The organism is Pseudomonas sp. 24 E 13 (assembly GCF_900004715.1).
GTDB lineage: Bacteria > Pseudomonadota > Gammaproteobacteria > Pseudomonadales > Pseudomonadaceae > Aquipseudomonas > Aquipseudomonas orientalis_A.
Genome location: NZ_CVTO01000152.1, coordinates 31,086 through 56,307, shown reverse-complemented (window position 1 = coordinate 56,307; position 25,222 = coordinate 31,086). Strand labels below are relative to the sequence as shown.

Sequence of the window (25,222 nt, the reverse complement as noted above, 5' to 3'; positions counted from 1 at the left end):
ATCTTTTACAAGAACTTGCCAGAGGAATAGACGTGGATTCTCGATTGAGTGCCTTTCTTGAGCGGGCTGACGCAGTGCTCGTGCGCCTGGAACCCCTGTTACCCGCTGCGCGCCAAGCCATTGACTGGAATCACTGCCTGGCCGCGCGCTGGCAGCGCGAGGGCCGCACAGGCTTCCTGTTGCCGCTGCAAGTGAGCCTGGACATGCGTCTGTCGGACCTGATCGGCGTCGACAAGCAACGCGAAACGCTGGCGCGCAACACCCAGCAGTTTCTTGACGGCTTACCCGCCAACCATGCGCTGCTATGGGGTTCGCGTGGCACCGGCAAGTCCTCCATGGTCCGCGCCTTGCTCGCCCAGCATGCCAAGGCCGGCCTGCGCTTGATCGAAATTGAGCGTGACCACCTGGCCGACCTGCCGCGCGTGGTCGAGCAACTGCTCAAGCTGCCGCAGCGTTTCATTCTGTTCTGCGACGACCTCTCGTTCGAAGCAGGCGAAGGCGACTATCGCGTGCTCAAGAGTGTACTGGATGGTTCCCTGGAGCAGGCGCCGGAAAACGTATTGCTGTACGCCACCTCCAACCGCCGTCACCTGGTGCCGGAGAACCAGAGTGACAACGACAATTGGAAGCGCGTGGATGGCGAACTGCACCCGAGCGAGGCGGTGGAAGACAAGATCGCCCTGTCCGACCGTTTTGGCCTGTGGCTGTCGTTCTATCCATTCACCCAGGAACACTTCCTGGATGTGGTGGAACACTGGATCGGTGAGCTTGCAGGCAAGGCCGGCCTGCAGTGGCAGCGCGATGAACAACTCGACATTCTCGCCGTGCGCTGGGCTACCGGCCGCGGTAACCGTAACGGCCGCTGTGCCTATCAGTTCGCCCGTTACTGGGTGGGTCTCAAATTGCTGGAGCGTCAACCATGATCGATTTGCAACAGACCGGCACCGGTCTGGATGGCTATGCGCTGCTGTGCGCGCAACTGGAATCGCTGCTGGCCGATGAGCGGGATTTCATCGCCAACAGTGCGCAATTCTCCGCGTTCCTGTTCAATCAACTGGACGACCTGAACTGGGCGGGTTTCTACCTCAATCGCAATGATGAGCTGGTGCTTGGCCCATTCCAGGGCCAGATTGCCTGTGTGCGGATCCCTTTCGGTCGTGGTGTGTGCGGCGCCGCCGCCGCGACCCGGCAGACCCAGCGAGTGGAAGACGTGCATGCGTTTGCCGGGCACATTGCCTGTGACAGCGCCTCAAACAGCGAATTGGTGGTGCCGCTGGTCAAGAACGGCCAATTGATTGGCGTCCTTGACCTCGACAGCCCGTCGCTGGCTCGTTTTACCCCCGAGGACCAGTTGGGTATCGAACAGCTGGCGGCTATTTTCCTGCGCTTGACCGATTGCTGAGCGAGCGAGGCGGGGAACGCCAGTCAGTTAAGCGTATACCGCCCTTGTAGGAGGGAGCTTGCTCGCGAAAAATGTCAACGATAACGCGTGCTTCCTGAATGAACGCGGTGCCTGTGAGTTTTTCGCGAGCAAGCTCGCTCCTACACTGACTTATTGGCTGTCCAGTTCATGCAGTTGAACTTGCAGCGCCCGTTCCAGCTCGAGCATGAGCTTTTCCAGGGATTTGATCCCCGCCTCGACCACTCGCCGATCATCGTCGCGGGAACAGGCTTGTTCCAGGGCTTCGCATTGCCCGGCCAGGGCATTGGCTTGGACGATGCGTGCGGCCCCCTTGATCTTGTGGGCTTGTTCGATGATGTCCATGGGCGACGCCTTGCGCTCCAGTAGCGCGGTGAGTGCCTGACGATCATGAACGCTGCTGGTCAGCAGTTCTTCGAGCAACCGTCGGCTCAATTGCGGATCGCCTCCCGTCAGCGCGTCCAGGCACGCCAGGTCCAGGCGCTGGCTCGTGGGCTGCGGTGTGATCTGCGCCAGTTGCCGCTCCAGTATCGTGAGACTGATGGGCTTGAACAGGCAGTCGTCCATGCCCGCTTCCAGGCAGCGTTGTCTTTCTTCCGGCTGGGCATTGGCGGTGAACCCCAGTACCACGCAGGGTGCCAACTGTTCGCGTTGCTCGTACTCACGAATGGAACGGCTTAACTCGTAGCCATTCATGATGGGCATGTTGCAGTCGGCGATCACCAGGTCGAACTGTTCCTGGCGCCAGGCCTGGAACCCGGCGGCACCGTGCTCGGCGGCGGTGAACTGATGGCCCAGGTAGCCCAGTTGCTGGCACATCAGCAGGCGGTTCGCCGGGTGGTCGTCTACCACCAGCACATTGAGTACCGGGGTAGAGGCCGGCTTGGCGGGTGCATGCTCGCCCACGGTCGTCACCGGGTGCAGGCGCGGCATTTTCAGGTTGACGTGCACCTGGGTGCCGACCATGGGCACGCTGCTCAAGCTTAACTGGCCGCCCATCATTGCGCAGAGGCTGCGGCAGATCACCAGGCCCAGGCCGGCGCCACTTCTGGCCAGATGCCCGGAGTTGTCGGCCTGGGCGAATGGCTCGAACAGGCGCTGCTGGTCTTCCCGGTTGATGCCTATGCCGGTGTCCTCCACCACCAGCTTCAGTTCGACCTGTTCCGGTGTCTGGCTCGGTTGCACCTCAACCTTGATCTTCACCTGCCCATGTTCGGTGAACTTGATGGCGTTGCTCACGAGGTTGGACAGCACTTGCTTGAAGCGCAGCGGGTCGATCAAGACTTCGATGTCGCTCGGATCGGGCTTGAATTCCAATAGCAGGCTGAGGGTTTTCTGGCGGGCAAGCCCATCGAAGACACGCACCACCGACTCAATCACCTCCCGCAGATTGACGCGCTCCGGGGCCAGGCTTAGGCGCCCGGACTCAATACGCGCGATATCGAGAATATCGCCGATCAGCTCCAGTAGATCCTTGGCCGAGTTGTACGCGACTTCTATCGCCGGACGGTCGAGATGGCCCTGGTCGGCGCGCTTGAGCGTCAGTTCCAGCATGCCGATCACCGCGTTCATCGGCGTGCGTATCTCGTGGCTCATGGTGGCAAGAAAGGTGCTTTTGGCGCGGTTGGCCTCATCGGCGCGTTCTTTGGCGGCACGCAGTTCATCAAACAACTGGCGCCGTTCACTGATGTCGATCCAGCCGCCAATGATGCCCTGGACTTCGCCGATGGAGTCGCGGTAGGGCAGGATCCAGTGGTAGATCGTCAGCTTCCTTTCATGGATATGCAGGGTGCGGTCCAGGATCAAGGGCGTGCCCTCGGCCACCACCCGCAGGTAATCGGCATGGTACTGCGCCGCTTCGGGCGCCAGGGCCATGTTCATCTGGGTCACGCTTTTGCCGATCACCTCCTCTCGCTTGACGTCGAATGTCTGCAGGTAGCTGTCATTGCAGGTTTGCAGCAAGCCGTTACGATCGCGTACATAGATGGGGTGTGGCGTTTCGTTGACCAGCGCGCGCATGAACTCGAACTGGTCGTTGAGGGCGCGCTCGGCCATTTTTCGTTGCCTGATCTGGCGGCGCATGTAGGCATTCCAGGTCAGCGAAACCAAAAGCAACAACCCGGTTCCGATGACGATCCTGGCAATCAACTGGTTGTAATTGCGCCAATAGCTGTCGGACTCGACGGTGTAGCCGCGCCAGCGGCTGTTGATCACGCCCATTTCATCCGGGGCGATACTGAGCAGCGCTTTGTCGAGGATCGAGCTCAATTCGGTGGCATGGCGGGATGTGGCCAGGGCGAACGTCGCCGGGCTGGTGCCGATGGTGGTAGTGATCTGCAACTTGTCCCGGAAAACCTTCGAGGACAGGAAGTAGTTGGCGATCAGCAGCGTGTTCACAGCGCCGTCCACTTGCCCTTGTGCGAGCAACTCGGATGCCCTGAAGGTATCGCCGGTTTCCACCAGTTGAATCCGGGGATAGTCCTTGCGCAAGGTATCGGCCAGTGGGGTACCTTGGGTCACCGCCAGGCGCTTGCCCGTCATCTGCTCCAGGTTCAGGGGCGCTCCAGGCTCTTTGCGGGTCAGCAGCACATAGGAGTTTTCCAGGTAGGGGCGGCTGAAACTCAACTGCGCCTCCCGTTGGTTACTCGGCACGATGGCCCCGATGATGTCGATATTCTGTGCGGCGACCTGCTCGATCATATCGTCGACCTCACGCCCGCGCTGAACCGCGAAACGCAAGCCCGTCCGCAAGCGAATGAGTTCTAGGAGGTCGGCGGTGATACCGCGAAAGTTGCCCTCTGCGTCGAAGAAGGTGAGGGGGGCAAAGGTTTCATTGACGACAACCTTCACAACCGGATTGGCCTTCAACCAGCGTTCTTCGCGCGGAGTCAGTTGCAGTTTCTTGTCGGTCAGCAGGATATCGCTGCCGGCGCTCCAGCGCTTGGCGATGCTGTCGCGTTCGTTGATGGGCACAGCCGCCAGCACCGTGTCGACAATGCTCAAGAGAATCAGGTTGTCGTGGCGCAGGGCGAAGCTGAAACCGTAAGCCTCATGCTTGCCGAAATTGGCCATGCGAATGTTCTTGAGGTAGCCCTTGTTAATCATGAAATGGGTGGAAATGGTGTCGCCCAGAAACACATCTGCCTGGTCGAATGCCACGGCATTCAGCGCATTCTGATAAGAGGGATAGGGGCGGATATCTGCCTTGGGGTACAGCTTCTCCACCTCGTCGAGGGGCAGGTAATGGTAAACCAGGCTCAAGCGCAACCCTTCCAGGCCATTGCCGAGACTGCGGGTTTCTCCTTCGCGAGTGACCAGTACCGGCTGGTCCACGGCATAAGGGGCCGACAGTGTGAGATGGGGGTTTGCGGCCTCAAAGCCATTGGAGGAGCCCAGCAAGTCAATGTCGCCGGCTTCAAGGGCTTCAATGGCGGACAAACGGGAAGGGTAACGCAGGACCTTGACCGGTATGGCGAGCGCCTTGGCCAGTAGACCCGCATAATCTGCCGTGAGCCCCTCGTAGTCGCGGCCACTGGAGGTGAGGTCGAACGGCGGGTAGTCAGGCGCAGCAGTACCCAGTACCAGCTCGCGCTTGTACTGCAGCCACTGGCGCTGGGTTCTGTCCAGTCGAGTGTCCAGTTGAACGGTTCCCGCGCGACTCAATAAGGTGAAGTGCTGTGGGGGGATGGAGGAGTCCGCGAGCACGGCAGTGCTGAAGTACAAGCTGGCACTCAATATGATCAAATAGTCCTTGATACGGCTGGGCATCCGTTTTCTCACACTAGCGCGTTTCGTTTTGCCATCTCGATGAGCTCAACTAAAGATTGAGCTTTTAGTTTTTGCATTAAACGCTTTTTATAGGTGCTGACTGTTTTATTGCTCAGGAACATGCCTTTGGCTATTTCCTTATTAGTGCGACCTTGTGCAAAAAGTTGCAGGACCATGAGTTCCCGGTCGTTAACGGCTTTGAACAGTTCCAGCTCCTGAGTGTCCGCGCCTTCGGTTCCATTTGCATTTAATGCCTGGCTGGGGAAGTAGTTGTAACCGGAAAGTACGGCACGAATGGCGCTCAGCAGTTCGGTCAGGTCGCCTTCCTTGCAGACATAACCGTCAGCGCCGGAACGCATGCAGCGCGTGGCAAACAGGGTTGGGCACTGGGCCGTGAGCACCAGGGTTTTCATCGAAGTGTTCATGGCGTTGAATCGGCAGAGCACTTCGAGGCCGTCAAGTTTCGGGATGCTGATATCCAGGACTACCAGGTCGGGCAGGCATTCGCGGACCATTTGTATGGCATCGCATCCGTTATCCGTTTCTCCAACGACTTTGTAGCCTTCGTGTTCCAGTAACATTCTGATGGCAAGCCGTATAACGGGGTGGTCGTCGATAATAAAAACGGTGTTCATAATCAAATTCCATGCAGGTGCAAATAAAGCGGTCACATTAGCTCAGAAGAAGCGGCAGCAGCATGAAGCGAGGGGTGAACAAGTACAAAACAGGAAGTTTCCTACGTCAAAAAAGGTAGAATCCTACAAGTCGATCGGTAATTGTGAAACTTGATGTTTGGGCTTTCAGGGTGTCTGGCATGGCCAGCGGTCAAAAGCGTTTTGCGACGATGATTACGTTATTTTTCGCAGTTGATAAGGTTAAAGTTCTTACTTTGACAGGGGTTAAGTCAAGACCATTAAACTTGCAAGTTCATCTCTGTTTAACGGTTTTGACAAACAGCCCAGCAGTGGAAGGTTGCGCTGCGCAGCTTGTGTGGTCAGTTTGAGCAGTTCCGTCGCTGGGAGACTGCTCAATAGAATCGCACTGGTAATAAATTGACCGCGGCTGGCGATTTCCACCAGTTCCAGACCGGGCAGGTCAGGCAGGCATTGGTCGCATAACATCAAGTCGTAAGAGAACTTGCACTGAGTCATTGTGCGTATGGCCTGCTCCGCATTTTCCACGGGGGTGAGCTGGTCGAAACCAAAGCTTCTCAGCAGGCACTGGGTGGCCAGGAGTTGAAAGGGATGATCCTCCACCAGAAGAATACGAAGGGGGTGTCTGGGCATAAAGAGCACACAGTAAGTCAAGCATCGATGGGAGCGTGGGGGTTGCTCGTCTGGTTCACGGCGGCGTGCGTGATTATTCCTCGGGAATATGTACGAATTCGATCAGGCCGCTCTGTTCCCATCGTAGGGCAATTCCTTTAGGGCGCAGGGCGGCGTGGTCAGGACGTTATTGAGGACTGGAGCGCCCGGTCATTTCCCGCGCCATCTCGGTGGCATAGCTGTCGGTCATGCCGGCGATGAAGTCGATCATGCGCAGGAACGAGGCATGTAACGACCAGGCGGGGTCCGGCGCGCTGTTGCCCAGCAAGTCGAGGATGCGCCGGTTCTTGAACGACGGCGTGCGCCCGCCGTGTTGCTCCAGGGCCGCACCGCAAAATGCGTTCAGCAGAATCTCCAGGGTGGTGTAGGCGCCGATTTCATGCAGGGTCTTGCGCTTGTCCTGGAAGATTTTCTTGCGCGCCATGTCCTTGGCATCCAGTACGCAACGCTTTGCCGGACCGTGCATGTGTTCCACCAGATCGCCAGGCAGGGTGCCGGCAAGCAGCGCGTCCTGCTGTTCGACGAAGGCACGCGCCGCCGCGTTGGTCAGGTGCTCAATGGCCTTGCCGCGCAGGATTGCCAACTTGCGACGGCGGGAGTCCGACGCGCCTAATTGTCGATACGTCTGCGGCAGGTCATCACCCACCAGGTCGAGCAGCAGTGACTCGACTTCGGCGTACTCGAGCAACTCCATTTCCAGGCCATCTTCCAGGTCGATCAACGCATAGCAGATGTCGTCGGCGGCCTCCATCAAGTACACCAGCGGGTGGCGCGCCCAGCGTTGTTCCTCCAGTTGAGGCAGGCCGAGTTTTTGCGCGATCTGCTCCAGAATCGGCAACTCACTCTGGTAGCAGCCGAACTTGTGTTTCTTGTAGCCCAACGAGTCCGCGTGGCGGGCAGTCCAGGGGTACTTGAGGTAGGTGCCCAAGGTGGCATAGGTCAGCCGCGTGCCGCCGTCGAATTGATGATACTCAAGCTGGGTCAGTACGCGGAAACCCTGGGCATTGCCTTCGAAGTTGAGGAAGTCATTGCGCTCGGCACCGCTCATGTCATCCAGCCAGCCGCGCCCGGCGGCCTGCTGGAACCAGTGGCGAATCGCGTCTTCGCCGGAGTGCCCGAAGGGCGGATTGCCGATGTCATGGGCCAGGCAGGCCGATTGCACCACCATGCCCAGATCGCTCGGATCGCACCAGTCGGGGAGGGCACCGCGCAGCGTTTCGCCGACGCGCATGCCAAGGGAGCGCCCCACACAACTGACTTCCAGCGAGTGGGTCAGGCGCGTGTGGATATGGTCGTTGCTCGTCACCGGATGCACTTGGGTCTTGCGGCCCAGGCGCCGGAAAGCGCCAGAGAAAATAATGCGGTCATGGTCTTTGTGGAAAGGGCTGCGGCCCAGTTCTTCAGGGCTGTGCAGCGGCTTGCCAAGACGTTCGCGGGTCAACAGGGTGGGCCAATCCAAGGCGGGTACGCTCCGTACGGTAAATGACAGTTGCAGCTTCCCGTTTCCACGCAGGCGGGGCAAGCGCAAATGTTGAAGTCGATTGTTTCGATAGCGATGAACAACAAGTCCCGGCCGCCGTTGCGCAAATGGCCCGGCGGTCAGGACGTGGTGTTGAACGAGCGGGGCTTATCGTTTGCGCGAGGCGCCTTGCATGGCCAGCTTGATCAGCGGAATCAACCCGGCCCCCAGCCGTACCAGGCGCGTTACGCTGCTGATACTGCCGCCCTTGGCGCCTTTGCCGGTAAAGAACCCCATCAGGGTCACCGCCGCCACGCCCCACAGCGGCGCGTGCTTGATGCCCAGGCTGTCCTGCCAGTTGTGACGCATGTCGCGCACTCTGTGCAGGGGCGCCATGAGTTGCTGGGATTCATGACGGATTTCCTGACGGTGCATTTCCATGCGCAGGCGAATCAACGCCTTGCGCATTTCCCGACGGGACGTGTTTTGCGGTTCAGGCAGGCTCATGGCAACAGGCGCTCCCGGTCATTGGCCAGTTCTTCGAGGGTGGCATGGAAAGGCGTGGACTCATCGAACACCGCCGCTTTCAAGCGTACCCCGCAGAACGCTGCGGCCAGGGTGTAGAACACACACAGACAGATGATGCCGGTGAGGCGGTAGCCGGTGTCCCACACCAGGATCATCACCAGTGTCGATAACCCTACCAACAGCAGCAGGGCAAACACCAACGCAAGGCCGGCGAACAGCAGCAGGCTGACAGTGCGTGCCTTCTGCTCCTGCAACTCGATGCCGAAGAGTTCGACATGGCTGTGCAATAAGCCGAGGACGGCAGCGCCCAGTCGGCGGGAAGTGGTACCTGCGCCCTTTGACGAGCTGGATTCGTCGATAGCCATGATATTAGCGCCTGGTAGCCAGCAGACCGATCAAAAAGCCTACGCCGGCAGCGATGCCGACGGACTGCCACGGGTTGGCCTGCACGTAGTCTTCCGTTGCAGTGATAGCCGCCTGGCCGCGCTCACGCAGAGAGTCTTCGGTCAACTGCAGGGTTTCGCGAGCCTTGAGCAGGCTTTCATGGATCCTGGTACGCAGCTCATCGGCCTGGTCACCGGCCAGGACGGCGGTGTCGTCGAGCAACCTTTCGGTATCGGCGACGAGGGTCTGAAAATCCGCCATCAGTATTTCTTGAGCAGTCTTTGCTGATTTACCGGCCATGGTTATCTCCGTGTGGCTGTTCTGTACGTGTGGTTTCGAGTCGCGGGGTTTGCCGAAGGTTCACTGCGATTGTGTGGTACCGCTTTTGCTTTGCCCTGGTGCGCACGCCCTGGGGCTGCGCTCAATCCGGGCGGTCGCGGCGCAAGCCTTGAAAAACCTTACCCTAATTAACTCAAACTCGCGCAAATAGGTACCGCCTTTGGCGTCGCCGTCGCGCTGGTCGGCGGCCTGCGGGTATATGGCGTGATCAAGCGCCTTTGCGGGCCGCGTTGGGCTTAGAATGGTGAGGTGTTTTCCATCCGAGTGCATTTGCCATGCTTGCTGAATGCCAGCTGTTCGGCACCCTGGGTTGCCATCTGTGTGAAATTGCCGAAGCCGAAATCATGCCGCTCGTCGAGCACGGGTTGCTCGTGGAGCTGGTGGATATCACCGATCCCGACGACCTGACCGAGGTCTACGGCCTGCGGATTCCGGTGCTCAGGCGGGTGGACACGGGGGCTGAGTTGGACTGGCCGTTCGACACCGAGCAGGTGGTTGCCTTCCTGCGCTGACGTTTATGCGATGGCGAGTTTCCGAATATTACGTTACTGTATGTTTGTACAGCGATTGAATAGAGGGAACGCCCGTGGTGAATGTCGAACAACTGAAAAGCAGCGTCAATCGCATGTCCGCCGACATCGTGCGCGATGCGGTGAACGAGCTGCGCCTCGATGGCCTGGTCACGGAAGGCAAGACGCCCTTCAACAAGGTGCATTTCAACACCTGTTTCGCGGAAATCGAAGCGCTGTTCCAGCGTGCCGGTTATCACAAGCAGCTGGATGTGGTGGGCTATCAGGGCCTGCTCTACGCACTCTACGACCCGGGCCGTTGGGAGGCCGTGGACGTACTGCGCTGGCTCAAGGAGTTTACCGAGGCGGCGAGCGCTTCACCGGTTTTGCGCGTGCAACTGGCCAAGGCCTGAGATCTCTCCTAGGCTCAATCCCGCGCCATGCGGGATAATGCCCGCCTGTTTATTTCCAGGCCTTGAGCATCTGCATGTCCACTTCCGGTTTTTCCCCGTCACAGCACCAAGCCAGCACCTTGTACCTGCCGCCTGGTCCGTGGGCAACGGTGCTCGATTGCCTGTGCGAGCATTTCCCGGCGATTGCCCGTGAACAATGGCTGGACCGCATTGCCCGTGGCCGGGTGCTCGATGGCAATGGGCAGCCCATCAGCCTGGGTCTGGCTTACAAGGAAGGCCTGTGCATCCATTACTTTCGTGAAGTGCCCAACGAGAAAGTGATTCCCGTAGAGGAAACCATCCTGTACGCCGATGAGCATCTGGTGGTGGCCGACAAGCCGCATTTCCTGCCGGTGACCCCTGCGGGCGAGTATGTCGAGCAGACGCTGTTGCGCCGTTTGATCCGGCGCCTGGACAACCCCGCCCTGGTGCCCCTGCATCGCATTGACCGGCATACCGCAGGGCTGGTGCTGTTCTCGGCCAATCCCGCCACCCGCGCGGCTTATCAGCAACTGTTTCCCACGCGGCGTATCGATAAATTCTACGAAGCCATTGCCCCGGCCTTGCCTGACCTGACGTTCCCGCTGGTGCACAAGAGCCGGCTGGTGGACGGTGAGCCTTTCTTCCGCATGCAGGAAGGCCCCGGTGCCAGCAATACCGAAACGGCGGTGCAGGTGCGCGAAAAACACGGCGATCTATGGCGCTATGGCCTGTTCCCGGTCACCGGCAAGAAGCACCAGTTGCGTGTGCACATGACCGCGCTCGGCGCGAGTATCTGCAATGACCCGTTCTATCCCGAGGTGATCAAGGACGCCAGGGACGATTACGCCAACCCGCTCAAGTTGCTGGCCCAGGGCGTGCGTTTCATCGACCCGGTCAGCGGCCAGGAACGCAGCTTTCGCAGTGAACTCAGCCTGGACTGGTAAGCGCCGCAAACGACAAGGCCCGCGCGAGGCGGGCCTTGTGGGCAAGCGGTAAGGCTTACAGGTCTTTAACGGTGCGAACCTGATCCTTGTTGATGCGGGTGCGCTTGCCGTCAAGCTGTTGGAATTCATAGAAGCCCGAATCTTCGTCAAATTTCGGGGTGTCGACGGCCTGGATTTCGCGACCGTCATTCAGGGTGATCACTGTCGGCGAGGCGCAACCGGCGAGGGTGGCGAGGCCCAGTGCAAGCATGAGAGCGGCGATGGTCCGTTGAGTCATGAGTTTGTCTCCGAGAGAATGCTTTTAAAATGCTGACCTTGTGACGTGTGCAACGCCGGCAAAGTTCCTGATGCAAGACTCATTCTGACACGCCAGGCCTTGTGTGCAACAGGTCCGGTGTATTGAGGTTGGCCAGGCGTGGGTCATCGGCCGCGCATTCCAGGCCCACGGCGCCCAGCTGCAGCAGGATTTTACGCGGGCTGCGTTCGCCAGCTTGCCAGGCCTGCTCCACCTGATCCTTCAAGGCGACAGGGATGATGCACAGCAAGGGTTCCCAGAACTCGCCATGGCGGACCATCACCGGAACCTGCCGGTTGAGTCGTGCTGTCGCACGCAGGTCGGCCAGCAATCGCCCATCGATGTGCGGCACATCGCAGGGCAGGATCAGCAGATACCCATGGCGTGCGGCGAAGAGTCCCGCGCGGATACCGGCAAGTGGTCCGGGAAAATCCGCGCTGTCGTCGCTCACTAACTGATCGGCATAGGCGGCATACCGCTCATGATTGCGGTTGCACGAGATGATCAGGTCGTCCGTGAGCGGCCGTGCCAGGCGTTGCAGGTGCGCAATCAAGGGCTGGCCGTGCCACTGCAGCAGGCCTTTGTCCTGGCCGCCCATGCGCTGGCCACGACCGCCGGCCAGCAACAGAATCGAGCAGGGCAGGGGTAAGGATTCAAGGGGCATGAGGGTTCCGCTGCGGCAGGTAAACAGAGGCTTGTGATATAACATCGGGCTGTTCCTTCGACAACCGGACCGTGCCATGAAAGCCAAGGCTGATGCGCCTTTCGTACCTCTGAATATCGCTGTATTGACCGTCAGCGACACCCGCACCCTGGACACAGACACCTCGGGCCAGGTCTTCGTCGACCGCCTGACCGCCGCCGGCCATACCCTGGCCGAGCGCGTGCTGCTCAAGGACGACCTTTACAAAATCCGCGCCCAGGTCGCCCACTGGATCGCCGAAGACGTGGTGCAGGTGGTGCTCATCACCGGCGGCACCGGCTTTACCGGCCGCGACAGCACACCCGAAGCGGTGAGCTGCCTGTTGGACAAGCAGGTCGATGGGTTTGGCGAGCTGTTCCGCCAGATCTCGGTGGCCGATATCGGCACCTCCACCGTGCAATCGCGCGCCCTGGCCGGCCTGGCCAATGGCACCCTGGTGTGCTGCCTGCCGGGCTCCACCAATGCCGTGCGCACCGGTTGGGACGGTATTCTGGCTGAACAATTGGACAACCGTCATCGGCCGTGCAATTTCGTGCCGCACCTGAAGCAGGCCCAGCCCTGTGAAACCCGTGGATAAGCCCGGCAAAACCGGCGCCTTGATGCCGGTGGAAGCGGCTTTGCAGCGTTTGCTGGACATGGCCGACGCCGCGCCGATCCGCGAGCACGAAACCGTGCGCCTGGCCGAGTGCGATGGCCGCGTATTGGCACAGGACCTGGTCTCCACCCTCGACCTGCCACCCTGGCCCAACAGTGCCATGGATGGCTATGCCCTGCGCGTCGCGGACTGGGCCGGCGCGCCGTTGCCGGTCAGCCAGCGTATTTTCGCCGGCACTGCGCCTGAGCCGTTGGCGCCCGGCACCTGTGCGCGCATCTTTACCGGGGCGCCGGTGCCTCCGGGCGCGGACTGCGTCGAAATGCAGGAAAACGCAACCGTTCACAGCGACGAGTGCGTTAGTTTCAGCGAGCCGTTGCAAGCGGGTCAGAACATCCGCCCGCAAGGCCAGGAAACCACGGTCGGCGAGTTGGTACTGGCCGCAGGTACGCGCCTGGGCCCGATCGAGCTGGGCCTGGCTGCTTCGCTTGGGCGTGATCGCCTCGAGGTGGTGCGACGTGCGCGGGTGGCGGTGCTGTCGACCGGCGATGAGCTGATCGAGCCTGGATTGCCCCTGGGGCCGGGCCAGATCTACAACAGCAACCGCCGCGTGCTGTGCAGTTGGCTGACGCGCATGGGCTGCGAAGTGATCGATGCTGGCATCCTGCCGGACGACCTGGAACAGACCCGCACGCGGTTGGCCGGACTGGGCAGCGTCGACTTGATTCTGTCCACGGGCGGAGTGTCGGTGGGCGAGGCGGATTTTTTGGGCATTGCCCTGCGTGAAGAGGGCGAGCTGGCGCTGTGGAAACTGGCGATCAAGCCGGGCAAGCCGCTGACCTTCGGGCATTTTCGTGGCGTGCCGGTGATCGGCCTGCCCGGTAACCCCGCGTCGACCCTGGTGACGTTTTCGTTGTTGGCTCGGCCTTACCTGCTGCGCCGCCTGGGTGTGGAGGATGTGCAGCCATTGCGTTTCGACGTGCCGGCCGGGTTCGTCTGGGCCAGGCCCGGCAACCGTCGCGAGTACTTGCGCGGGCGCATCGAGCAGGGCAAGGCGATCATCTACCACAACCAGAGCTCCGGTGTGCTGCGCAGCGCGGCGTGGGCTGAAGGGTTTGTGGAAGTGGTGGAAGGGACCACGTTGGCCGTCGGCGACCGGGTCAATTTCATTCCCCTGAGCGAAGTTCTGAACTGACCTGGATCTGAATGTGGGAGGGGGCTTGCCTTAAGGCTTTTTGTAGGAGCGAGCTTGCTCGCGAAAAACTCACAGGCGCTGCGTTCATTCAGAAAGCACGCGTTATCGTTGAGGTTTTTCGCGAGCAAGCTCGCTCCTACAGACGGCGATGTACGCTTGACTGGCTGGTAGCTTGTGGATTACTCAGTAATCATCCCCACGCTCGGTGACATCGCGCTCCACCGGCCCCGCATCCGGGTCGTACCCCACCGGGAACTTGCCCTTCAGCGTCCACGCGAACGCAATGATCTCCGCCACTGTGCGGTACAACTCCTCTGGAATACTGTCGCCCAGCTCCATGCGCGCCAGCAGCTTCACCAACTCGGCATTTTCATAGATGGGCACTTCGTTTTCCCGCGCCAGCTTGAGGATCGCTTCAGCCAGGGCCTCGTCGCCCTTGGCGGTCAGGGTGGGCGCTTGTTGGCCATCGTACTTGAGGGCAATCGCCTGGCGGGGAGGGGCAGCGTTCTTCATGCGGTTTCATCCACCCAGCGTTGTTCCAGTCCGGTTTTTGGCCCGCGCGGCGGGCTGCCGAGGTGGCAATCCAGGTCGCCGACGTTGAGCCCGGATGCCACCAGGCGCTCGCGTAGGCTGCCCAGGTGATTTTCGATCAGGCTGGCGGTGAAGGCACGGGTGGCCCACAACTGGCTGGAGAGTTTGCCCTGGGTCAATTGCGCCTGCACCTGCAACGGCCCCAGCGGTTCCATATCGAACGCCAGTTCGACGCGCCAGAGCATGTGTTTGGCGTCTTTGCGGTCTTTGTGCTCGGGCTGCTCCTTGTCGGGCGCCGGCTCCTCGCGCTGGAACTTCACCTGCAATGGGACGATGTCCTGCAGGCTGCGCATCGGGATTTCCAGTTGCCAGGTGGTTTGCAGGCGGCCGTCGGCGGTGGTGCCGGTCTGTTCCAGGCTCGACAGCTGATGGCTCTGCAATCGGGCAATCGCCCCGGCGGCCAGGCGCAGCAGGTTTTCCAGGTCGCCTTCGCCTTCAAGCTTGGCCATCAGCCGCTCGGGCAGTGGAAAGCTGACCGGGGCCTGCCGCGCGCTGACCTGGCCCAGCGTGTTCAGTGGGCTGCGCACAAAGTTGGGCAATACATGGGCCAGCGTGTTGGCCGCAAGAATGGCGTTCAGGTTGGTACTGGCGGGCAGGGCGGGCAGTAAGTCCGCGACAAGGCGCAGCAGTGCGCCCTTCATATCCAGAGGCGGTATCTGGGGATTCTGCCCTGCGAGTAATCTGGCTTCCAGAAAGGCACCGCTGTTCTGGATCACTTGAGCCAGGACTTTGGGGTTACTGACCTGTGCCAGGTCGGGCAACGCAGCGAGCAGACGGTCGGCGGCGGCGCGCAGGTCGGCGGACGTGCTGTCGCCACGGGGCAGGTTTTGCAGGGCAGTGAAGACCGCATCCAGGGAGCCCTGGCGACTTTGCTGGGTCGACAGTTGCTGGGTGACCGCCAATTGGTCCTTGAGCCCGCTCAGCGGCACGAAATTGAGGGTCTGCGCGTTCTGCACCACTGCGCTGAGCAAACTGCCCACGCGCAGCGGTTGTGGGCTTTCCACCGTCAGTGTCGCGCCGGCCAGGGCGTTATTCAGCACCGTCACCAACGAACGATAGATCGCCGGTTGCGCCGTGCCCTGGGGCAGCATCTGGGTGGTCAGTACCTTGGCTTGCAACAGCGTACCTTCCGGGACCTTGGCCGTATCGATGCGGGTGAGGGCGGCGATGTTGGCACTCAAGGCCTGTTGCAGGCTGAGGGTCAGGTTGCCCGCCGGCGTCTGGCTCACCGCCACATTGCTGCCCAAGGGCAAGGGCTGGGCGCTGCTGGCCTGCACCAGTGTCTGGCGGCCGCCGTCCAGGGTCAGCTTGAGCAGCAACTGAAAGGCTTCACCGCCTTGTTTAAGGGCAATGACTTCCGCATTCGCGGTTTTCCCAGGGTCAATCAGCCCGACCTGCGGCTCCAGCAGTTTGAGCAGTGCCCCAGGCGCAGGCGCAGGGCTTTGCCCGGCTGACGGGGTGGGAGGAAGCGTAGGAAGGTTGATCTCGCCGGTCATGGTGCGCATCGTCTCTGGGGAAATTGCTCTCTTTAGCGTAAGGCATCGCATGTATAATGCCGCCCGTCTGCAAAGAGAGCGCTAAAAACCTCACAACTATTTGATCCAGCTCTCTAAAATCGGTCGCCAAAGCCGTTATTGTGCTCCTTTCTATAACGGCCGCTGCACCGCCGACTTGAACCGTAAAGGCCCGCGATCTCTTGACCAGCCCTCTTCTTGAAGCCGTAGCGCTCTCCTGTGAACGCGACCTGCGCCTGCTGTTCGAGCACCTCGACCTGCGCCTGGCGGGCGGTGACATGGTGCAGGTCAGCGGGCCCAACGGCAGCGGCAAGACCAGCCTGTTGCGCTTGCTGGCCGGGCTGATGCAGCCGACGGCCGGGGTTGTGCGCCTCAACGGCAAGCCTCTCGCCGAACAACGCACAGAACTGGCGCGCAGCCTTGTCTGGATCGGTCATGCCGCCGGTATCAAGGACGTGCTCACGGCCGAAGAAAACCTCAGTTGGCTCAGCGCCCTGCATCACCGCGCCAGCCGTGACGCCATTTGGCAGGCCCTGGCTGCCGTGGGCCTGAAGGGCTTTGAAGATGTTCCCTGCCACACCCTGTCCGCGGGCCAGCAGCGCCGGGTGGCCCTGGCCCGTTTGTACCTGCCGGGCGCGCCGCTGTGGATCCTCGACGAACCCTTCACCGCGCTCGATAAACACGGTGTCGCCCAGCTCGAGGAGCACCTGGCGAGGCACTGTGAGCAGGGCGGTACGGTGCTGCTCACCACCCACCACAGCCTGACGCGCCTGCCCGCCGGTTACCGTGAGCTGGACCTGGGGCGGTGGTCGGCATGAGCGTATTCGCCCTGTTGGTTGCCCGCGAAGCACGCCTGTTGTGTCGTCGCCCGGCCGAACTGGCCAACCCGCTGGTGTTCTTTGCCATCGTGATCGCCTTGTTCCCGTTGGCGGTCGGTCCCGAGACTAAACTGTTGCAAACCTTGTCCCCGGGACTGGTGTGGGTCGCGGCGCTTTTATCCGTGTTGCTCTCGCTGGACGGGCTGTTTCGCAGTGATTTCGAGGACGGCTCCCTGGAACAGTGGGTCCTTTCGTCGCACCCGTTGCCACTTCTGGTACTGGCCAAGGTGCTGGCACACTGGGCTTTTTCCGGCCTCGCGCTGGTCTTGCTTTCGCCGCTGCTGGCGCTGATGCTGGGCTTGCCCGTCGAATGCTTGCCGGTGCTGCTCCTGTCCTTGTTGCTCGGTACGCCGGTGCTCAGCCTGTTGGGGGCGGTGGGCGCAGCGTTGACCGTCGGTTTGAAGCGCGGTGGCCTGTTACTGGCCCTGCTGATTCTGCCTTTGTACATCCCGGTTCTGATCCTCGGCAGCGGTGCATTGCAGGCCGCGCTGATGGGGATGCCGGTAACCGGTTACCTCCTGTGGCTTGGCAGCCTGGCCGCCCTGGCGGTAACCCTGACACCCTTTGCCATAGCGGCCGGCCTGAAGATCAGCGTCGGCGAATAATGAGGTCTGGCCAGGCGTTACACGCTTGGCCAGTAAAGACCCTACGCTTCTTGCCATGACAAGAAGCAACCGTGAGAAACAGCAATGAACTGGACCTGGTTTCACAAGCTCGGCTCGCCCAAATGGTTCTATGGCATCAGCGGCAAACTGCTGCCGTGGTTGAGCGTCGCCGCGGTGCTGCTGATCGGCATCGGCCTGGTCTGGGGCCTGGCCTTTGCGCCACCGGACTATCAGCAGGGCAACAGCTTTCGCATCATTTATATCCATGTGCCCGCCGCCATGCTGGCGCAGTCCTGCTATGTGATGCTGGCGGTATGCGGCATCGTCGGCCTGGTGTGGAAGATGAAGCTTGCCGACGTCGCCCTGCAATGCGCTGCACCCATCGGGGCGTGGATGACCGCCGTGGCGCTGGTCACCGGCGCGATCTGGGGCAAACCCACCTGGGGTTCGTGGTGGGTGTGGGATGCGCGGCTCACGTCGATGTTGATCCTGCTGTTCCTGTACTTCGGCCTGATCGCCCTGGGCAATGCGATCAGCAACCGCGACAGCGCCGCCAAGGCCTGCGCGGTGCTGGCGATTGTCGGCGTGATCAACATCCCGATCATCAAATACTCGGTCGAGTGGTGGAACACCCTGCACCAGGGCGCCACCTTCACCCTCACCGAAAAACCGGCAATGCCGGTGGAGATGTGGGCGCCGCTGCTGCTGATGGTGCTGGGCTTCTACTGCTTCTTCGGCGCCGTGCTGCTGATGCGCATGCGCCTCGAAGTGCTCAAGCGTGAAGCCCGCGCCAGTTGGGTCAAGGCCCACGTGCAAGCCTGCCTGGGAGCGCGCGGATGAGTTTTGCTTCTTTCAGTGATTTTCTCGCCATGGGCCATCACGGCCTGTATGTCTGGACGGCCTATGGCATCTGCCTGGCGGTGCTGGCCCTCAACGTCGCCGCGCCGCTGCTGGCGCGCAAGCGTTACCTGCAACAAGAGGCGCGTCGTCTGCGCCGGGAGACCGAAAAGTGAATCCGCTGCGTAGAAAGCGTCTGTTGATCATTCTCGCCATCATGGCCGGCGTCGGCATTGCCGTGGGTCTGGCCTTGAGTGCCTTGCAGCAGAACATCAACCTGTTCTACACCCCGACCCAGATCGCCAATGGCGAAGCGCCGGTCGATACGCGCATCCGCGCCGGCGGCATGGTCGAAAAGGGCTCCTTGAAGCGTTCCGCAGACTCCCTGGATGTGAGTTTCGTGGTCACCGACTTCAGCAAATCCGTGACCATCACCTACCGTGGCATCCTCCCGGACCTGTTCCGCGAAGGCCAGGGCATCGTCGCCCTGGGCAAGCTCAACGCCAGTGGCGTGGTGGTGGCCGATGAAGTGCTGGCCAAGCACGATGAAAAATACATGCCGCCGGAGGTGACCAAAGCCCTCAAGGACAGCGGCCAATCCGCCCCAACCCCTGCCAAGGAGGGCTGAGTCATGAACGCCGCTTTGTTTATTCCCGAACTCGGCCAGTTGGCGATGATCCTCGCCCTGTGCTTTGCCATCGTCCAGGCCGTGGTGCCGTTGCTCGGTGCCTGGCGCGGTGACCGCCTGTGGATGAGCCTGGCGCAGCCGGCCGCTTGGGGGCAGTTCGCGTTCCTGCTGTTCGCCTTCGGTTGCCTGACCTACGCATTCATGACCGACGACTTTTCCGTCGCCTATGTCGCCAATAACTCCAACAGTGCACTGCCCTGGTACTACAAGTTCAGCGCCGTGTGGGGCGCCCACGAAGGTTCGCTGCTGCTGTGGGCGCTGATCCTCGGTGGCTGGACCTTCGCCGTGTCGGTGTTCTCCCGCCAGTTGCCGCAGGTCATGCTGGCGCGGGTGCTGGCGGTGATGGGCATGATCAGCATCGGTTTTTTGCTGTTCCTGATCATGACGTCCAACCCGTTCAGCCGCATCCTGCCGCAGATCCCCGTGGACGGGCATGACCTCAACCCACTGCTGCAAGACATCGGTCTGATCGTGCACCCGCCGATGCTCTACATGGGCTATGTCGGCTTTTCCGTGGCCTTTGCCTTCGCCATCGCCGCCTTGCTCGGCGGGCGTCTCGATGCGGCCTGGGCGCGCTGGTCGCGGCCATGGACCATCGTCGCCTGGGCCTTCCTCGGCATTGGTATCACCCTCGGTTCATGGTGGGCTTATTACGAGCTCGGCTGGGGCGGCTGGTGGTTCTGGGACCCGGTGGAAAACGCCTCCTTCATGCCCTGGCTGGTCGGCACCGCGCTGATTCATTCGCTGGCCGTCACCGAAAAACGCGGCGTGTTCAAGAGCTGGACCGTGTTGCTGGCCATCGCGGCATTTTCCCTCAGCCTGCTCGGCACGTTCCTGGTGCGTTCGGGCGTACTGACGTCGGTGCATGCGTTTGCTTCCGACCCTGCGCGCGGCGTATTCATCCTGATCTTCCTGCTGTTTGTCGTCGGCGGTTCGCTGACCCTGTTCGCCCTGCGCGCGCCAGTGGTCAAGAGCCAGGTCGGCTTTAATCTGTGGTCGCGGGAAACCTTGCTGCTGGGTAACAACCTGGTGCTGGTGGTGGCGGCGTCGATGATTCTGCTCGGCACCCTCTACCCCCTGGTGCTGGATGCCTTGAGCGGCGCCAAGCTGTCCGTCGGCCCGCCGTACTTCAACGCCTTGTTCATTCCGTTGATGGGCCTGTTGATGGTGGTGATGGCGGTCGGTGTGCTGGTGCGCTGGAAAGACACCCCGGTGAAATGGCTGGCCGGCATGCTGATGCCGGTGCTGCTGGGCAGTGTGGCCCTGGCTGTGATCGCCGGGGTTGCCTACGGCGACTTCAACTGGGCGGTGCTCGCCACCTTCCTGCTCGCCGCCTGGGTGTTGCTGGCCGGCGTGCGCGATATCGCCGACAAGACCCGCCACAAGGGCCTGATCAAAGGCCTGCCGACCCTGACCCGCAGCTACTGGGGCATGCAGATCGCCCATATCGGCATCGCCGTCTGCGCCCTGGGCGTGGTGTTGTCGAGCCAGAACAGCGCCGAGCGCGACCTGCGCCTGGCGCCCGGCGAGTCCATGGACCTGGGCGGTTACCAGTTCATCTTCGAAGGCGCCAGGCACTTTGAAGGACCGAATTTCACGTCAGACAAAGGCACCGTACGCGTGGTGCGCAACGGTAAGGAAATCGCCGTGCTGCACCCGGAAAAACGCCTGTACACCGTGCAGAGTTCGATGATGACCGAGGCGGGCATCGATGCCGGTTTCACCCGTGACCTGTACGTGGCGTTGGGTGAACCCCTGGGCGATGGCGCCTGGGCAGTGCGCGTACATGTCAAACCGTTCGTGCGCTGGATCTGGTTCGGCGGCTTGCTGACCGGGTTGGGTGGTTTGCTCGCAGCGCTGGACCGGCGGTATCGGGTCAAGGTCAAGAGCCGGGTGCGTGAAGCCCTCGGCATGGGAGCGGCGGTATGAAGCGTGGATTGATGGTGTTGCCGCTGGCAGCGTTCCTGGTGGTGGCAGTGTTCCTCTATCGCGGCTTGTACCTGGACCCGGCCGAGTTGCCGTCGGCCATGATCGGCAAGCCGTTCCCGGAATTCTCGCTGCCCACGGTGCAGGGCGACAAGCAACTGACCCGCGCCGACCTGCTGGGCAAGCCGGCGCTGGTCAACGTGTGGGGCACCTGGTGCATCTCCTGCCGCGTCGAACACCCGGTGTTGAACAAACTCGCTGAGAAAGGCGTGGTGATCTATGGCATCAACTACAAGGACGACAATGCAGCAGCCTTGAAGTGGCTGGCCGAATTTCACAACCCGTACCAGCTGGATATTCGCGATGAAGACGGCAACCTCGGCCTGAACCTCGGCGTCTATGGCGCTCCGGAAACCTTCTTTATCGACGCTAAAGGCGTGATCCGCGACAAGTACGTCGGCGTGATCGACGAGGTGGTGTGGCGCGAGCAACTGGCTGCCAAGTACCAGGCGCTGGTCGACGAGGCCAAACCATGAAGCGTCTGTTAGTCGCAGCTGTACTGGCGCTGGGCCTGGCCGGTGTGGCCCACGCCGCCATCGACACCTACGAATTTGCCAATGACGGTGATCGCGAGCGTTTCCGCGAGCTGACCAAGGAACTGCGCTGCCCCAAATGCCAGAACCAGGACATCGCCGACTCCAACGCGCCCATCGCCGCCGACCTGCGCAAGGAAATCTTCCGCATGCTGGGGGAGGGCAAGGACAACCAGCAGATCATCGACTTCATGGTCGACCGCTACGGTGATTTTGTGCGCTATAAACCGGCGCTTACCGGCAAGACCGCGCTGCTCTGGTTCGGCCCCGCCGGGCTGCTGCTGACCGGCGTGGTGGTGATGGCCGTCATTGTGCGTCGTCGCCGCGCCGCACCTGCCGATGGCAGCGACGCGCTGTCCCCCGAAGAGCGTAAACGCCTCGACCAACTGCTGGACACCAAGACCGATGATTGATTTCTGGCTCGCAGCCGGCCTGCTGCTGTTGATTGCCCTGAGTTTCCTGTTGATCCCTGTGCTGCGCGGCCGTCGTGCCCAGCGCGAGGAGGATCGCACCGCGCTGAACGTGGCGCTGTACCAAGAGCGCGTCGCCGAACTGCAAGTGCAGCGCGACGACGGCGTCCTGGATGCGGCGCAACTCGATACCGGCCGCGCCGAAGCTGCACGTGAGTTGCTGGCCGATACCGAAGGCGTGGGCAAACCGCGCGAATCACGCCTGGGCAAACCTCTGCCAGTGTTGGCGGCGTTTCTCGTGCCGGTGCTGGGCGTTGCGCTGTACCTGCATTACGGGGCGAGCGACAAGGTCGAGCTGACCCGCGAGTTTTCCCAGCCGCCGGTGTCGATGGCCGACATGACGCAGCGCCTGGAACGTGCCGCAGTGGCCCAACCGGATTCAGCTGAGGGCCTGTACTTCCTGGGCCGTGCCTACATGGCCCAGGATCGCTCCGCCGATGCCGCCAAGGTGTTTGAACGCAGCGTTGCCTTGGCCGGTCGCCAGCCCGAGTTGCTCGGGCAGTGGGCCCAGGCGCAGTATTTTGCCGACAACAAACAGTGGTCGCCCAAGGTTCAGGCGCTGACCGACGAAGCCCTGAAGCTCGATCCAAAGGAAGTCACCAGCCTCGGCCTGCTCGGTATTGCCGCCTTTGAAGGCCAGCGCTATCAGGAGGCTATCGACTACTGGAATCGTCTGTTGGCGCAACTGCCGCCCGACGACAATTCCCGTGTGGCGCTGCAAGGCGGTATCGATCGCGCTGCGCAAAAGCTCCGGGAGAGCGGCGGCACTGTTGCGCAAAAGGCGGTGCTGAAAGTGCGCGTGGACCTGTCCGCCGACGTGAAAGCCAAGGCCCTGCCGGGTGACAGCGTGTTTATCTTCGCCCGCGCCGTCAGCGGCCCGCCTGCGCCGCTCGCGGCCAAACGGGTCACCGTTGCCGAACTGCCTGTCACCGTGGAACTGAGCGATGCCGACGCGATGATGCCGCAGTTGAAACTGTCCAACTTCCCTGAAGTCCAACTGGTTGCGCGCATATCCCGGGCAGGTGTTCCAACCGCTGGCGAGTGGATCGGCCGCAGCCAACCCTTGGCCAGCAGCATGACTGCGCTGCAGCAGCTGACCATCGACAGTCCGGATAAGTAATTGGAGGAAAGGCCCATGAACGCATTTGCACGTATGACCCTGCTCAGCCTCGTCGTGGGGCTGAGCGCCTGTGCGGTTCACCGGCCACCTCCGGGCCCCACCGGCCCGACCATCCCGCCATCGGGCCCGTCGACCCAGCCCGACACCAAACCCTCCGGCCCGGTAACCCCGCCGCCAAAACCGCTGCCGAGCAAATCGCCGACCTTCGCCCCACCCCCAGGCGCCGCCAGCCACTGGGACGGCAAGATGCAGGTGTACGTCCTCGACGACCAGCCCGACACGTTCTACCGCCAGCGCACCTACTACCGCTGGAGCAACGGCTGGAGCCGCTCCATCAGCCCGAACGGGCCGTGGGAAGAGACCAGCGTGCAAGGCGTGCCGCCTGGATTGAGCAAGCAATACGCGCAATGACAAAAGGCGACCTTCGGGTCGCCTTTTTCTTGCCTCTGATTGATCGTTCCCACGCTCGGCGTGGGAATGCATCCCGTGACGCTCCGCGTCACCAGTGCGCAAAAAGCAGGACGCGGAGCGTCCAGAGCGGCATTCCCACGCGGAGCGTGGGAACGATCTTGTTATCAAGCTACAGGACACTCCCGGTTCAACGCCTCATTCACCAACAACTGTGCAATTTCCATCATCTGCACGACCGCCAGCACCTGCTTGCGGCCTGAGCCATCCAGATGCTCGGCGCAGTCGTACGCACAGACTGTCGCCGACTCCAGCATTTCGCTGGCATTGCTTAACGCCGCTTCGGTGCCGAGGCCGGGTCGGACGGTGAAGATGAGGTTGGGTGAGGTTTGTGAAAGGTCATCCGAGTGGAATGATGGGGGATTTGGCGTAACTTTTTTCATGCGGTCAGTCTCCATTCAGTTGGAGCTCACCACGTCCGCGACCAAGCAGAAGGGTGGCGAGCTGTACGCAGGTTGGTCGACCAGGGAATGGAAACCCGGCAGGGCCCTGAGCCCTCCCGCGCACAGCCCGCCATAACGCGAGCACAAGAATGCCGCTTGCGCGGCACTGTGCGCCATTCTAACCCAGGCGACCAAGCCTGATCGCTGATGAGCAGCGACTGCGAGAGGCTAACGGTGCGTTATAGCAACTGCAAGCCACGCAGATCGTAGGAAAGTTCCTGGCTGGCTCAAGCGTTGCGCCGTTTTGATCGTTCCCACGCTCCGCGTGGGAATGCATCCCGTGACGCTCCGCGTCACCAGTGCGCAAAAAGCAGGACGCGGAGCGTCCAGAGCGGCATTCCCACGCGGAGCGTGGGAACGATCCTGGCTGGCTCAGCCGTTGCGCCGTCTGAGTGCTGACGAGTAAGCAGCGCAGCCATCCACCGCTGTCACCGCTCACCCTTTCCCGGTAAGGTGACCACCGCCGGCCTGGTTGCCGGGCAATCGCTGGATATACTCTGCGGTACCAGGCAAACCGGGCCAGGGGCCAACCCATGCGAAAACAAGCAAAGAGAGTGGTGTGATGGCAGGCAGGTTGATCTATCTCATCGGACCTTCAGGTTCGGGCAAGGACAGCCTGCTGGATGCCGCGCGTCCACGGTTGGCCGAGCATGGCTGCCGCGTTGTGCGCCGCGTGATTACGCGCTCGGCGGAAGCGGTGGGCGAGGCGGCGCAAGGCGTGAGCCCGGCGCAGTTTGCAGCGATGCAGGCGGAGGGCGCGTTTGCCCTCAGTTGGCAGGCCAATGGGTTGTCCTACGGCATTCCCAAGGAGATTGACGAGTGGCTGGCGGCCGGGGAGGACGTGCTGGTCAATGGCTCCCGTGCGTATCTGGTGCAAACCCGCGAGCGTTACCCGACGCTGCGGGTACTGCTGCTGACCGTTGATCAAGCCGTACTGCGCCAGCGCCTGGTCGCGCGCGGGCGTGAGGCCCTGGCGGACATCGAGGAACGTCTGGCGCGCAACGCGCAGTTCACCGAGGCGCTGATCGCCGCCAATGGCGCGGGTTTGTTCGTGCTGGATAACTCCGGCCCGCTGGAACATACGGTCGCCCGTTTGCTGTGTTGCCTGGACCACGCGCACTCGGCTTGAGCCTGAAGCGGCGCCGAACCTCTCATCAATATCCGGTAAAACAACCGTCAGTCAGGCTTGGCCAT

Annotated in this window: 30 protein-coding genes; 18 read left to right on the top strand and 12 right to left on the bottom strand. The window is 61.5% G+C overall.

Annotation, left to right across the window (positions count from 1 at the left end; genetic code table 11):
- Positions 1-32: 32 nt before the first annotated feature.
- Together BFP90_RS22985 and BFP90_RS22980 are read left to right on the top strand one after the other, a co-directional pair.
- A complete protein-coding gene (locus BFP90_RS22985; protein WP_065898053.1) occupies positions 33-923 on the top strand; it encodes an ATP-binding protein in 891 nt (296 codons plus the stop codon).
- A complete protein-coding gene (locus BFP90_RS22980; protein ID WP_065894712.1) occupies positions 920-1,402 on the top strand; it encodes a GAF domain-containing protein in 483 nt (160 codons plus the stop codon). Before BFP90_RS22985 ends, BFP90_RS22980 begins: the two co-directional genes overlap by 4 nt.
- 150 nt (positions 1,403-1,552) lie before the next feature.
- Here the strand turns inward: BFP90_RS22980 and BFP90_RS22975 are convergent, their stop codons facing one another.
- The 7 genes from BFP90_RS22975 to BFP90_RS22945 form a co-directional block, all read right to left on the bottom strand.
- Entirely contained in the window at positions 1,553-5,188 is a 3,636-nt protein-coding gene (locus tag BFP90_RS22975; protein WP_065898052.1) for a transporter substrate-binding domain-containing protein, read from the bottom strand.
- Between the two features lie 8 nt (positions 5,189-5,196).
- Positions 5,197-5,823, bottom strand: coding sequence for a response regulator transcription factor (locus BFP90_RS22970; RefSeq protein WP_065885160.1), 627 nt, complete (start codon positions 5,821-5,823; stop codon positions 5,197-5,199).
- Positions 5,824-6,087: 264 nt separating this feature from the next.
- Entirely contained in the window at positions 6,088-6,474 is a 387-nt protein-coding gene (locus BFP90_RS22965) for a response regulator (RefSeq protein ID WP_065894808.1), read from the bottom strand.
- Positions 6,475-6,640: 166 nt separating this feature from the next.
- Positions 6,641-7,972, bottom strand: coding sequence for a deoxyguanosinetriphosphate triphosphohydrolase (locus BFP90_RS22960; RefSeq protein WP_065885161.1), 1,332 nt, complete (start codon positions 7,970-7,972; stop codon positions 6,641-6,643).
- Positions 7,973-8,140: 168 nt separating this feature from the next.
- Complete coding sequence (locus BFP90_RS22955; protein WP_065885162.1) at positions 8,141-8,479, bottom strand: hypothetical protein; 339 nt, start codon at positions 8,477-8,479, stop codon at positions 8,141-8,143.
- On the bottom strand, positions 8,476-8,865 hold the full coding sequence (locus BFP90_RS22950) for a phage holin family protein (protein WP_057722765.1): 390 nt from the start codon (positions 8,863-8,865) through the stop codon (positions 8,476-8,478). The genes BFP90_RS22955 and BFP90_RS22950 overlap by 4 nt, the downstream gene beginning before the upstream one ends.
- Positions 8,866-8,869: 4 nt before the next feature.
- Entirely contained in the window at positions 8,870-9,184 is a 315-nt protein-coding gene (locus BFP90_RS22945; RefSeq protein ID WP_065885163.1) for a DUF883 family protein, read from the bottom strand.
- A 314-nt stretch (positions 9,185-9,498) separates the two neighbouring features.
- Here BFP90_RS22945 and BFP90_RS22935 point away from each other — a divergent pair, with 314 nt between their 5' ends.
- The 3 genes from BFP90_RS22935 (at position 9,499) to BFP90_RS22925 (ending at position 11,110) form a co-directional block, all read left to right on the top strand.
- Positions 9,499-9,735 carry a glutaredoxin family protein gene (locus BFP90_RS22935; protein WP_065885165.1) on the top strand — a complete coding sequence of 79 codons (237 nt, stop codon included), beginning with the start codon at positions 9,499-9,501 and terminating at the stop codon, positions 9,733-9,735.
- Between the two features lie 74 nt (positions 9,736-9,809).
- Entirely contained in the window at positions 9,810-10,145 is a 336-nt protein-coding gene (locus tag BFP90_RS22930; RefSeq protein ID WP_065898050.1) for a transcriptional regulator, read from the top strand.
- Between the two features lie 74 nt (positions 10,146-10,219).
- A complete protein-coding gene (locus BFP90_RS22925) occupies positions 10,220-11,110 on the top strand; it encodes a pseudouridine synthase (RefSeq protein WP_065898049.1) in 891 nt (296 codons plus the stop codon).
- A 55-nt stretch (positions 11,111-11,165) separates the two neighbouring features.
- On the opposite strand, the gene BFP90_RS22920 is transcribed toward BFP90_RS22925, so the two are convergent.
- Together BFP90_RS22920 and mobA are read right to left on the bottom strand one after the other, a co-directional pair.
- On the bottom strand, positions 11,166-11,387 hold the full coding sequence (locus tag BFP90_RS22920; RefSeq protein ID WP_005786486.1) for a YgdI/YgdR family lipoprotein: 222 nt from the start codon (positions 11,385-11,387) through the stop codon (positions 11,166-11,168).
- A gap of 79 nt (positions 11,388-11,466) precedes the next feature.
- Positions 11,467-12,069 carry a molybdenum cofactor guanylyltransferase MobA gene (gene mobA / locus BFP90_RS22915; RefSeq protein WP_065898075.1) on the bottom strand — a complete coding sequence of 201 codons (603 nt, stop codon included), beginning with the start codon at positions 12,067-12,069 and terminating at the stop codon, positions 11,467-11,469.
- 76 nt (positions 12,070-12,145) lie between these two features.
- Here mobA and moaB point away from each other — a divergent pair, with 76 nt between their 5' ends.
- Positions 12,146-12,685 (top strand): molybdenum cofactor biosynthesis protein B, encoded by a 540-nt coding sequence (gene moaB, locus BFP90_RS22910; RefSeq protein ID WP_065885168.1) that lies wholly within the window; start codon positions 12,146-12,148, stop codon positions 12,683-12,685.
- Complete coding sequence (gene glp, locus BFP90_RS22905; RefSeq protein WP_065898048.1) at positions 12,669-13,895, top strand: molybdopterin molybdotransferase MoeA; 1,227 nt, start codon at positions 12,669-12,671, stop codon at positions 13,893-13,895. The genes moaB and glp overlap by 17 nt, the downstream gene beginning before the upstream one ends.
- A 183-nt stretch (positions 13,896-14,078) precedes the next feature.
- Here the strand turns inward: glp and BFP90_RS22900 are convergent, their stop codons facing one another.
- Entirely contained in the window at positions 14,079-14,408 is a 330-nt protein-coding gene (locus BFP90_RS22900) for an EscU/YscU/HrcU family type III secretion system export apparatus switch protein (protein WP_065885171.1), read from the bottom strand.
- Positions 14,405-15,982, bottom strand: a complete 1,578-nt coding sequence (locus BFP90_RS22895) for a flagellar hook-length control protein FliK (RefSeq protein WP_065898074.1) — start codon at positions 15,980-15,982, stop codon at positions 14,405-14,407. Before BFP90_RS22895 ends, BFP90_RS22900 begins: the two co-directional genes overlap by 4 nt.
- Positions 15,983-16,182: 200 nt before the next feature.
- Between BFP90_RS22895 and ccmA the strand changes: the two genes are divergently transcribed.
- The 10 genes from ccmA (at position 16,183) to BFP90_RS22845 (ending at position 23,528) form a co-directional block, all read left to right on the top strand.
- Positions 16,183-16,818: a cytochrome c biogenesis heme-transporting ATPase CcmA gene (ccmA, locus tag BFP90_RS22890; protein WP_065885172.1), complete on the top strand. Its 636-nt coding sequence runs from the start codon at positions 16,183-16,185 to the stop codon at positions 16,816-16,818.
- Positions 16,815-17,483: a heme exporter protein CcmB gene (gene ccmB, locus BFP90_RS22885; RefSeq protein ID WP_065885198.1), complete on the top strand. Its 669-nt coding sequence runs from the start codon at positions 16,815-16,817 to the stop codon at positions 17,481-17,483. The genes ccmA and ccmB overlap by 4 nt, the downstream gene beginning before the upstream one ends.
- Before the next feature lie 84 nt (positions 17,484-17,567).
- A complete protein-coding gene (locus tag BFP90_RS22880) occupies positions 17,568-18,323 on the top strand; it encodes a heme ABC transporter permease (RefSeq protein ID WP_065898047.1) in 756 nt (251 codons plus the stop codon).
- On the top strand, positions 18,320-18,496 hold the full coding sequence (gene ccmD / locus BFP90_RS22875) for a heme exporter protein CcmD (protein WP_065885174.1): 177 nt from the start codon (positions 18,320-18,322) through the stop codon (positions 18,494-18,496). Before BFP90_RS22880 ends, ccmD begins: the two co-directional genes overlap by 4 nt.
- Positions 18,493-18,948 carry a cytochrome c maturation protein CcmE gene (gene ccmE, locus BFP90_RS22870; RefSeq protein WP_065894757.1) on the top strand — a complete coding sequence of 152 codons (456 nt, stop codon included), beginning with the start codon at positions 18,493-18,495 and terminating at the stop codon, positions 18,946-18,948. The genes ccmD and ccmE overlap by 4 nt, the downstream gene beginning before the upstream one ends.
- A 3-nt stretch (positions 18,949-18,951) precedes the next feature.
- Entirely contained in the window at positions 18,952-20,937 is a 1,986-nt protein-coding gene (locus tag BFP90_RS22865) for a heme lyase CcmF/NrfE family subunit (protein WP_065894758.1), read from the top strand.
- Positions 20,934-21,470: a DsbE family thiol:disulfide interchange protein gene (locus BFP90_RS22860; RefSeq protein ID WP_065885177.1), complete on the top strand. Its 537-nt coding sequence runs from the start codon at positions 20,934-20,936 to the stop codon at positions 21,468-21,470. Before BFP90_RS22865 ends, BFP90_RS22860 begins: the two co-directional genes overlap by 4 nt.
- Positions 21,467-21,940: a cytochrome c-type biogenesis protein gene (locus tag BFP90_RS22855; protein ID WP_057722736.1), complete on the top strand. Its 474-nt coding sequence runs from the start codon at positions 21,467-21,469 to the stop codon at positions 21,938-21,940. The genes BFP90_RS22860 and BFP90_RS22855 overlap by 4 nt, the downstream gene beginning before the upstream one ends.
- Positions 21,933-23,117, top strand: coding sequence for a c-type cytochrome biogenesis protein CcmI (ccmI, locus tag BFP90_RS22850; protein ID WP_065898046.1), 1,185 nt, complete (start codon positions 21,933-21,935; stop codon positions 23,115-23,117). Before BFP90_RS22855 ends, ccmI begins: the two co-directional genes overlap by 8 nt.
- A gap of 15 nt (positions 23,118-23,132) precedes the next feature.
- Positions 23,133-23,528: a hypothetical protein gene (locus tag BFP90_RS22845; RefSeq protein ID WP_065898045.1), complete on the top strand. Its 396-nt coding sequence runs from the start codon at positions 23,133-23,135 to the stop codon at positions 23,526-23,528.
- 164 nt (positions 23,529-23,692) lie between these two features.
- On the opposite strand, the gene BFP90_RS22840 is transcribed toward BFP90_RS22845, so the two are convergent.
- Complete coding sequence (locus tag BFP90_RS22840; RefSeq protein WP_065898044.1) at positions 23,693-23,968, bottom strand: DUF6124 family protein; 276 nt, start codon at positions 23,966-23,968, stop codon at positions 23,693-23,695.
- A gap of 622 nt (positions 23,969-24,590) precedes the next feature.
- Here BFP90_RS22840 and phnN point away from each other — a divergent pair.
- Complete coding sequence (gene phnN / locus BFP90_RS22835) at positions 24,591-25,157, top strand: phosphonate metabolism protein/1,5-bisphosphokinase (PRPP-forming) PhnN (protein WP_065898043.1); 567 nt, start codon at positions 24,591-24,593, stop codon at positions 25,155-25,157.
- The last annotated feature ends 65 nt before the right edge of the window (positions 25,158-25,222 follow it).

Bases quoted from the DNA above. Each gene is read 5' to 3' on its own strand.
- BFP90_RS22980 (WP_065894712.1), top strand. From the start codon at position 920: ATGATCGATTTGCAACAGACCGGCACCGGTCTGGATGGCTATGCGCTG.
- BFP90_RS22975 (WP_065898052.1), bottom strand. From the start codon at position 5,188: ATGCCCAGCCGTATCAAGGACTATTTGATCATATTGAGTGCCAGCTTG.
- BFP90_RS22970 (WP_065885160.1), bottom strand. From the start codon at position 5,823: ATGAACACCGTTTTTATTATCGACGACCACCCCGTTATACGGCTTGCC.
- BFP90_RS22965 (WP_065894808.1), bottom strand. From the start codon at position 6,474: ATGCCCAGACACCCCCTTCGTATTCTTCTGGTGGAGGATCATCCCTTT.
- BFP90_RS22955 (WP_065885162.1), bottom strand. From the start codon at position 8,479: ATGAGCCTGCCTGAACCGCAAAACACGTCCCGTCGGGAAATGCGCAAG.
- BFP90_RS22950 (WP_057722765.1), bottom strand. From the start codon at position 8,865: ATGGCTATCGACGAATCCAGCTCGTCAAAGGGCGCAGGTACCACTTCC.
- BFP90_RS22945 (WP_065885163.1), bottom strand. From the start codon at position 9,184: ATGGCCGGTAAATCAGCAAAGACTGCTCAAGAAATACTGATGGCGGAT.
- BFP90_RS22935 (WP_065885165.1), top strand. From the start codon at position 9,499: ATGCTTGCTGAATGCCAGCTGTTCGGCACCCTGGGTTGCCATCTGTGT.
- BFP90_RS22925 (WP_065898049.1), top strand. From the start codon at position 10,220: ATGTCCACTTCCGGTTTTTCCCCGTCACAGCACCAAGCCAGCACCTTG.
- BFP90_RS22920 (WP_005786486.1), bottom strand. From the start codon at position 11,387: ATGACTCAACGGACCATCGCCGCTCTCATGCTTGCACTGGGCCTCGCC.
- mobA (WP_065898075.1), bottom strand. From the start codon at position 12,069: ATGCCCCTTGAATCCTTACCCCTGCCCTGCTCGATTCTGTTGCTGGCC.
- moaB (WP_065885168.1), top strand. From the start codon at position 12,146: ATGAAAGCCAAGGCTGATGCGCCTTTCGTACCTCTGAATATCGCTGTA.
- BFP90_RS22900 (WP_065885171.1), bottom strand. From the start codon at position 14,408: ATGAAGAACGCTGCCCCTCCCCGCCAGGCGATTGCCCTCAAGTACGAT.
- BFP90_RS22895 (WP_065898074.1), bottom strand. From the start codon at position 15,982: ATGACCGGCGAGATCAACCTTCCTACGCTTCCTCCCACCCCGTCAGCC.
- ccmB (WP_065885198.1), top strand. From the start codon at position 16,815: ATGAGCGTATTCGCCCTGTTGGTTGCCCGCGAAGCACGCCTGTTGTGT.
- BFP90_RS22880 (WP_065898047.1), top strand. From the start codon at position 17,568: ATGAACTGGACCTGGTTTCACAAGCTCGGCTCGCCCAAATGGTTCTAT.
- ccmD (WP_065885174.1), top strand. From the start codon at position 18,320: ATGAGTTTTGCTTCTTTCAGTGATTTTCTCGCCATGGGCCATCACGGC.
- BFP90_RS22865 (WP_065894758.1), top strand. From the start codon at position 18,952: ATGAACGCCGCTTTGTTTATTCCCGAACTCGGCCAGTTGGCGATGATC.
- BFP90_RS22860 (WP_065885177.1), top strand. From the start codon at position 20,934: ATGAAGCGTGGATTGATGGTGTTGCCGCTGGCAGCGTTCCTGGTGGTG.
- BFP90_RS22855 (WP_057722736.1), top strand. From the start codon at position 21,467: ATGAAGCGTCTGTTAGTCGCAGCTGTACTGGCGCTGGGCCTGGCCGGT.
- ccmI (WP_065898046.1), top strand. From the start codon at position 21,933: ATGATTGATTTCTGGCTCGCAGCCGGCCTGCTGCTGTTGATTGCCCTG.
- BFP90_RS22845 (WP_065898045.1), top strand. From the start codon at position 23,133: ATGAACGCATTTGCACGTATGACCCTGCTCAGCCTCGTCGTGGGGCTG.
- BFP90_RS22840 (WP_065898044.1), bottom strand. From the start codon at position 23,968: ATGAAAAAAGTTACGCCAAATCCCCCATCATTCCACTCGGATGACCTT.
- phnN (WP_065898043.1), top strand. From the start codon at position 24,591: ATGGCAGGCAGGTTGATCTATCTCATCGGACCTTCAGGTTCGGGCAAG.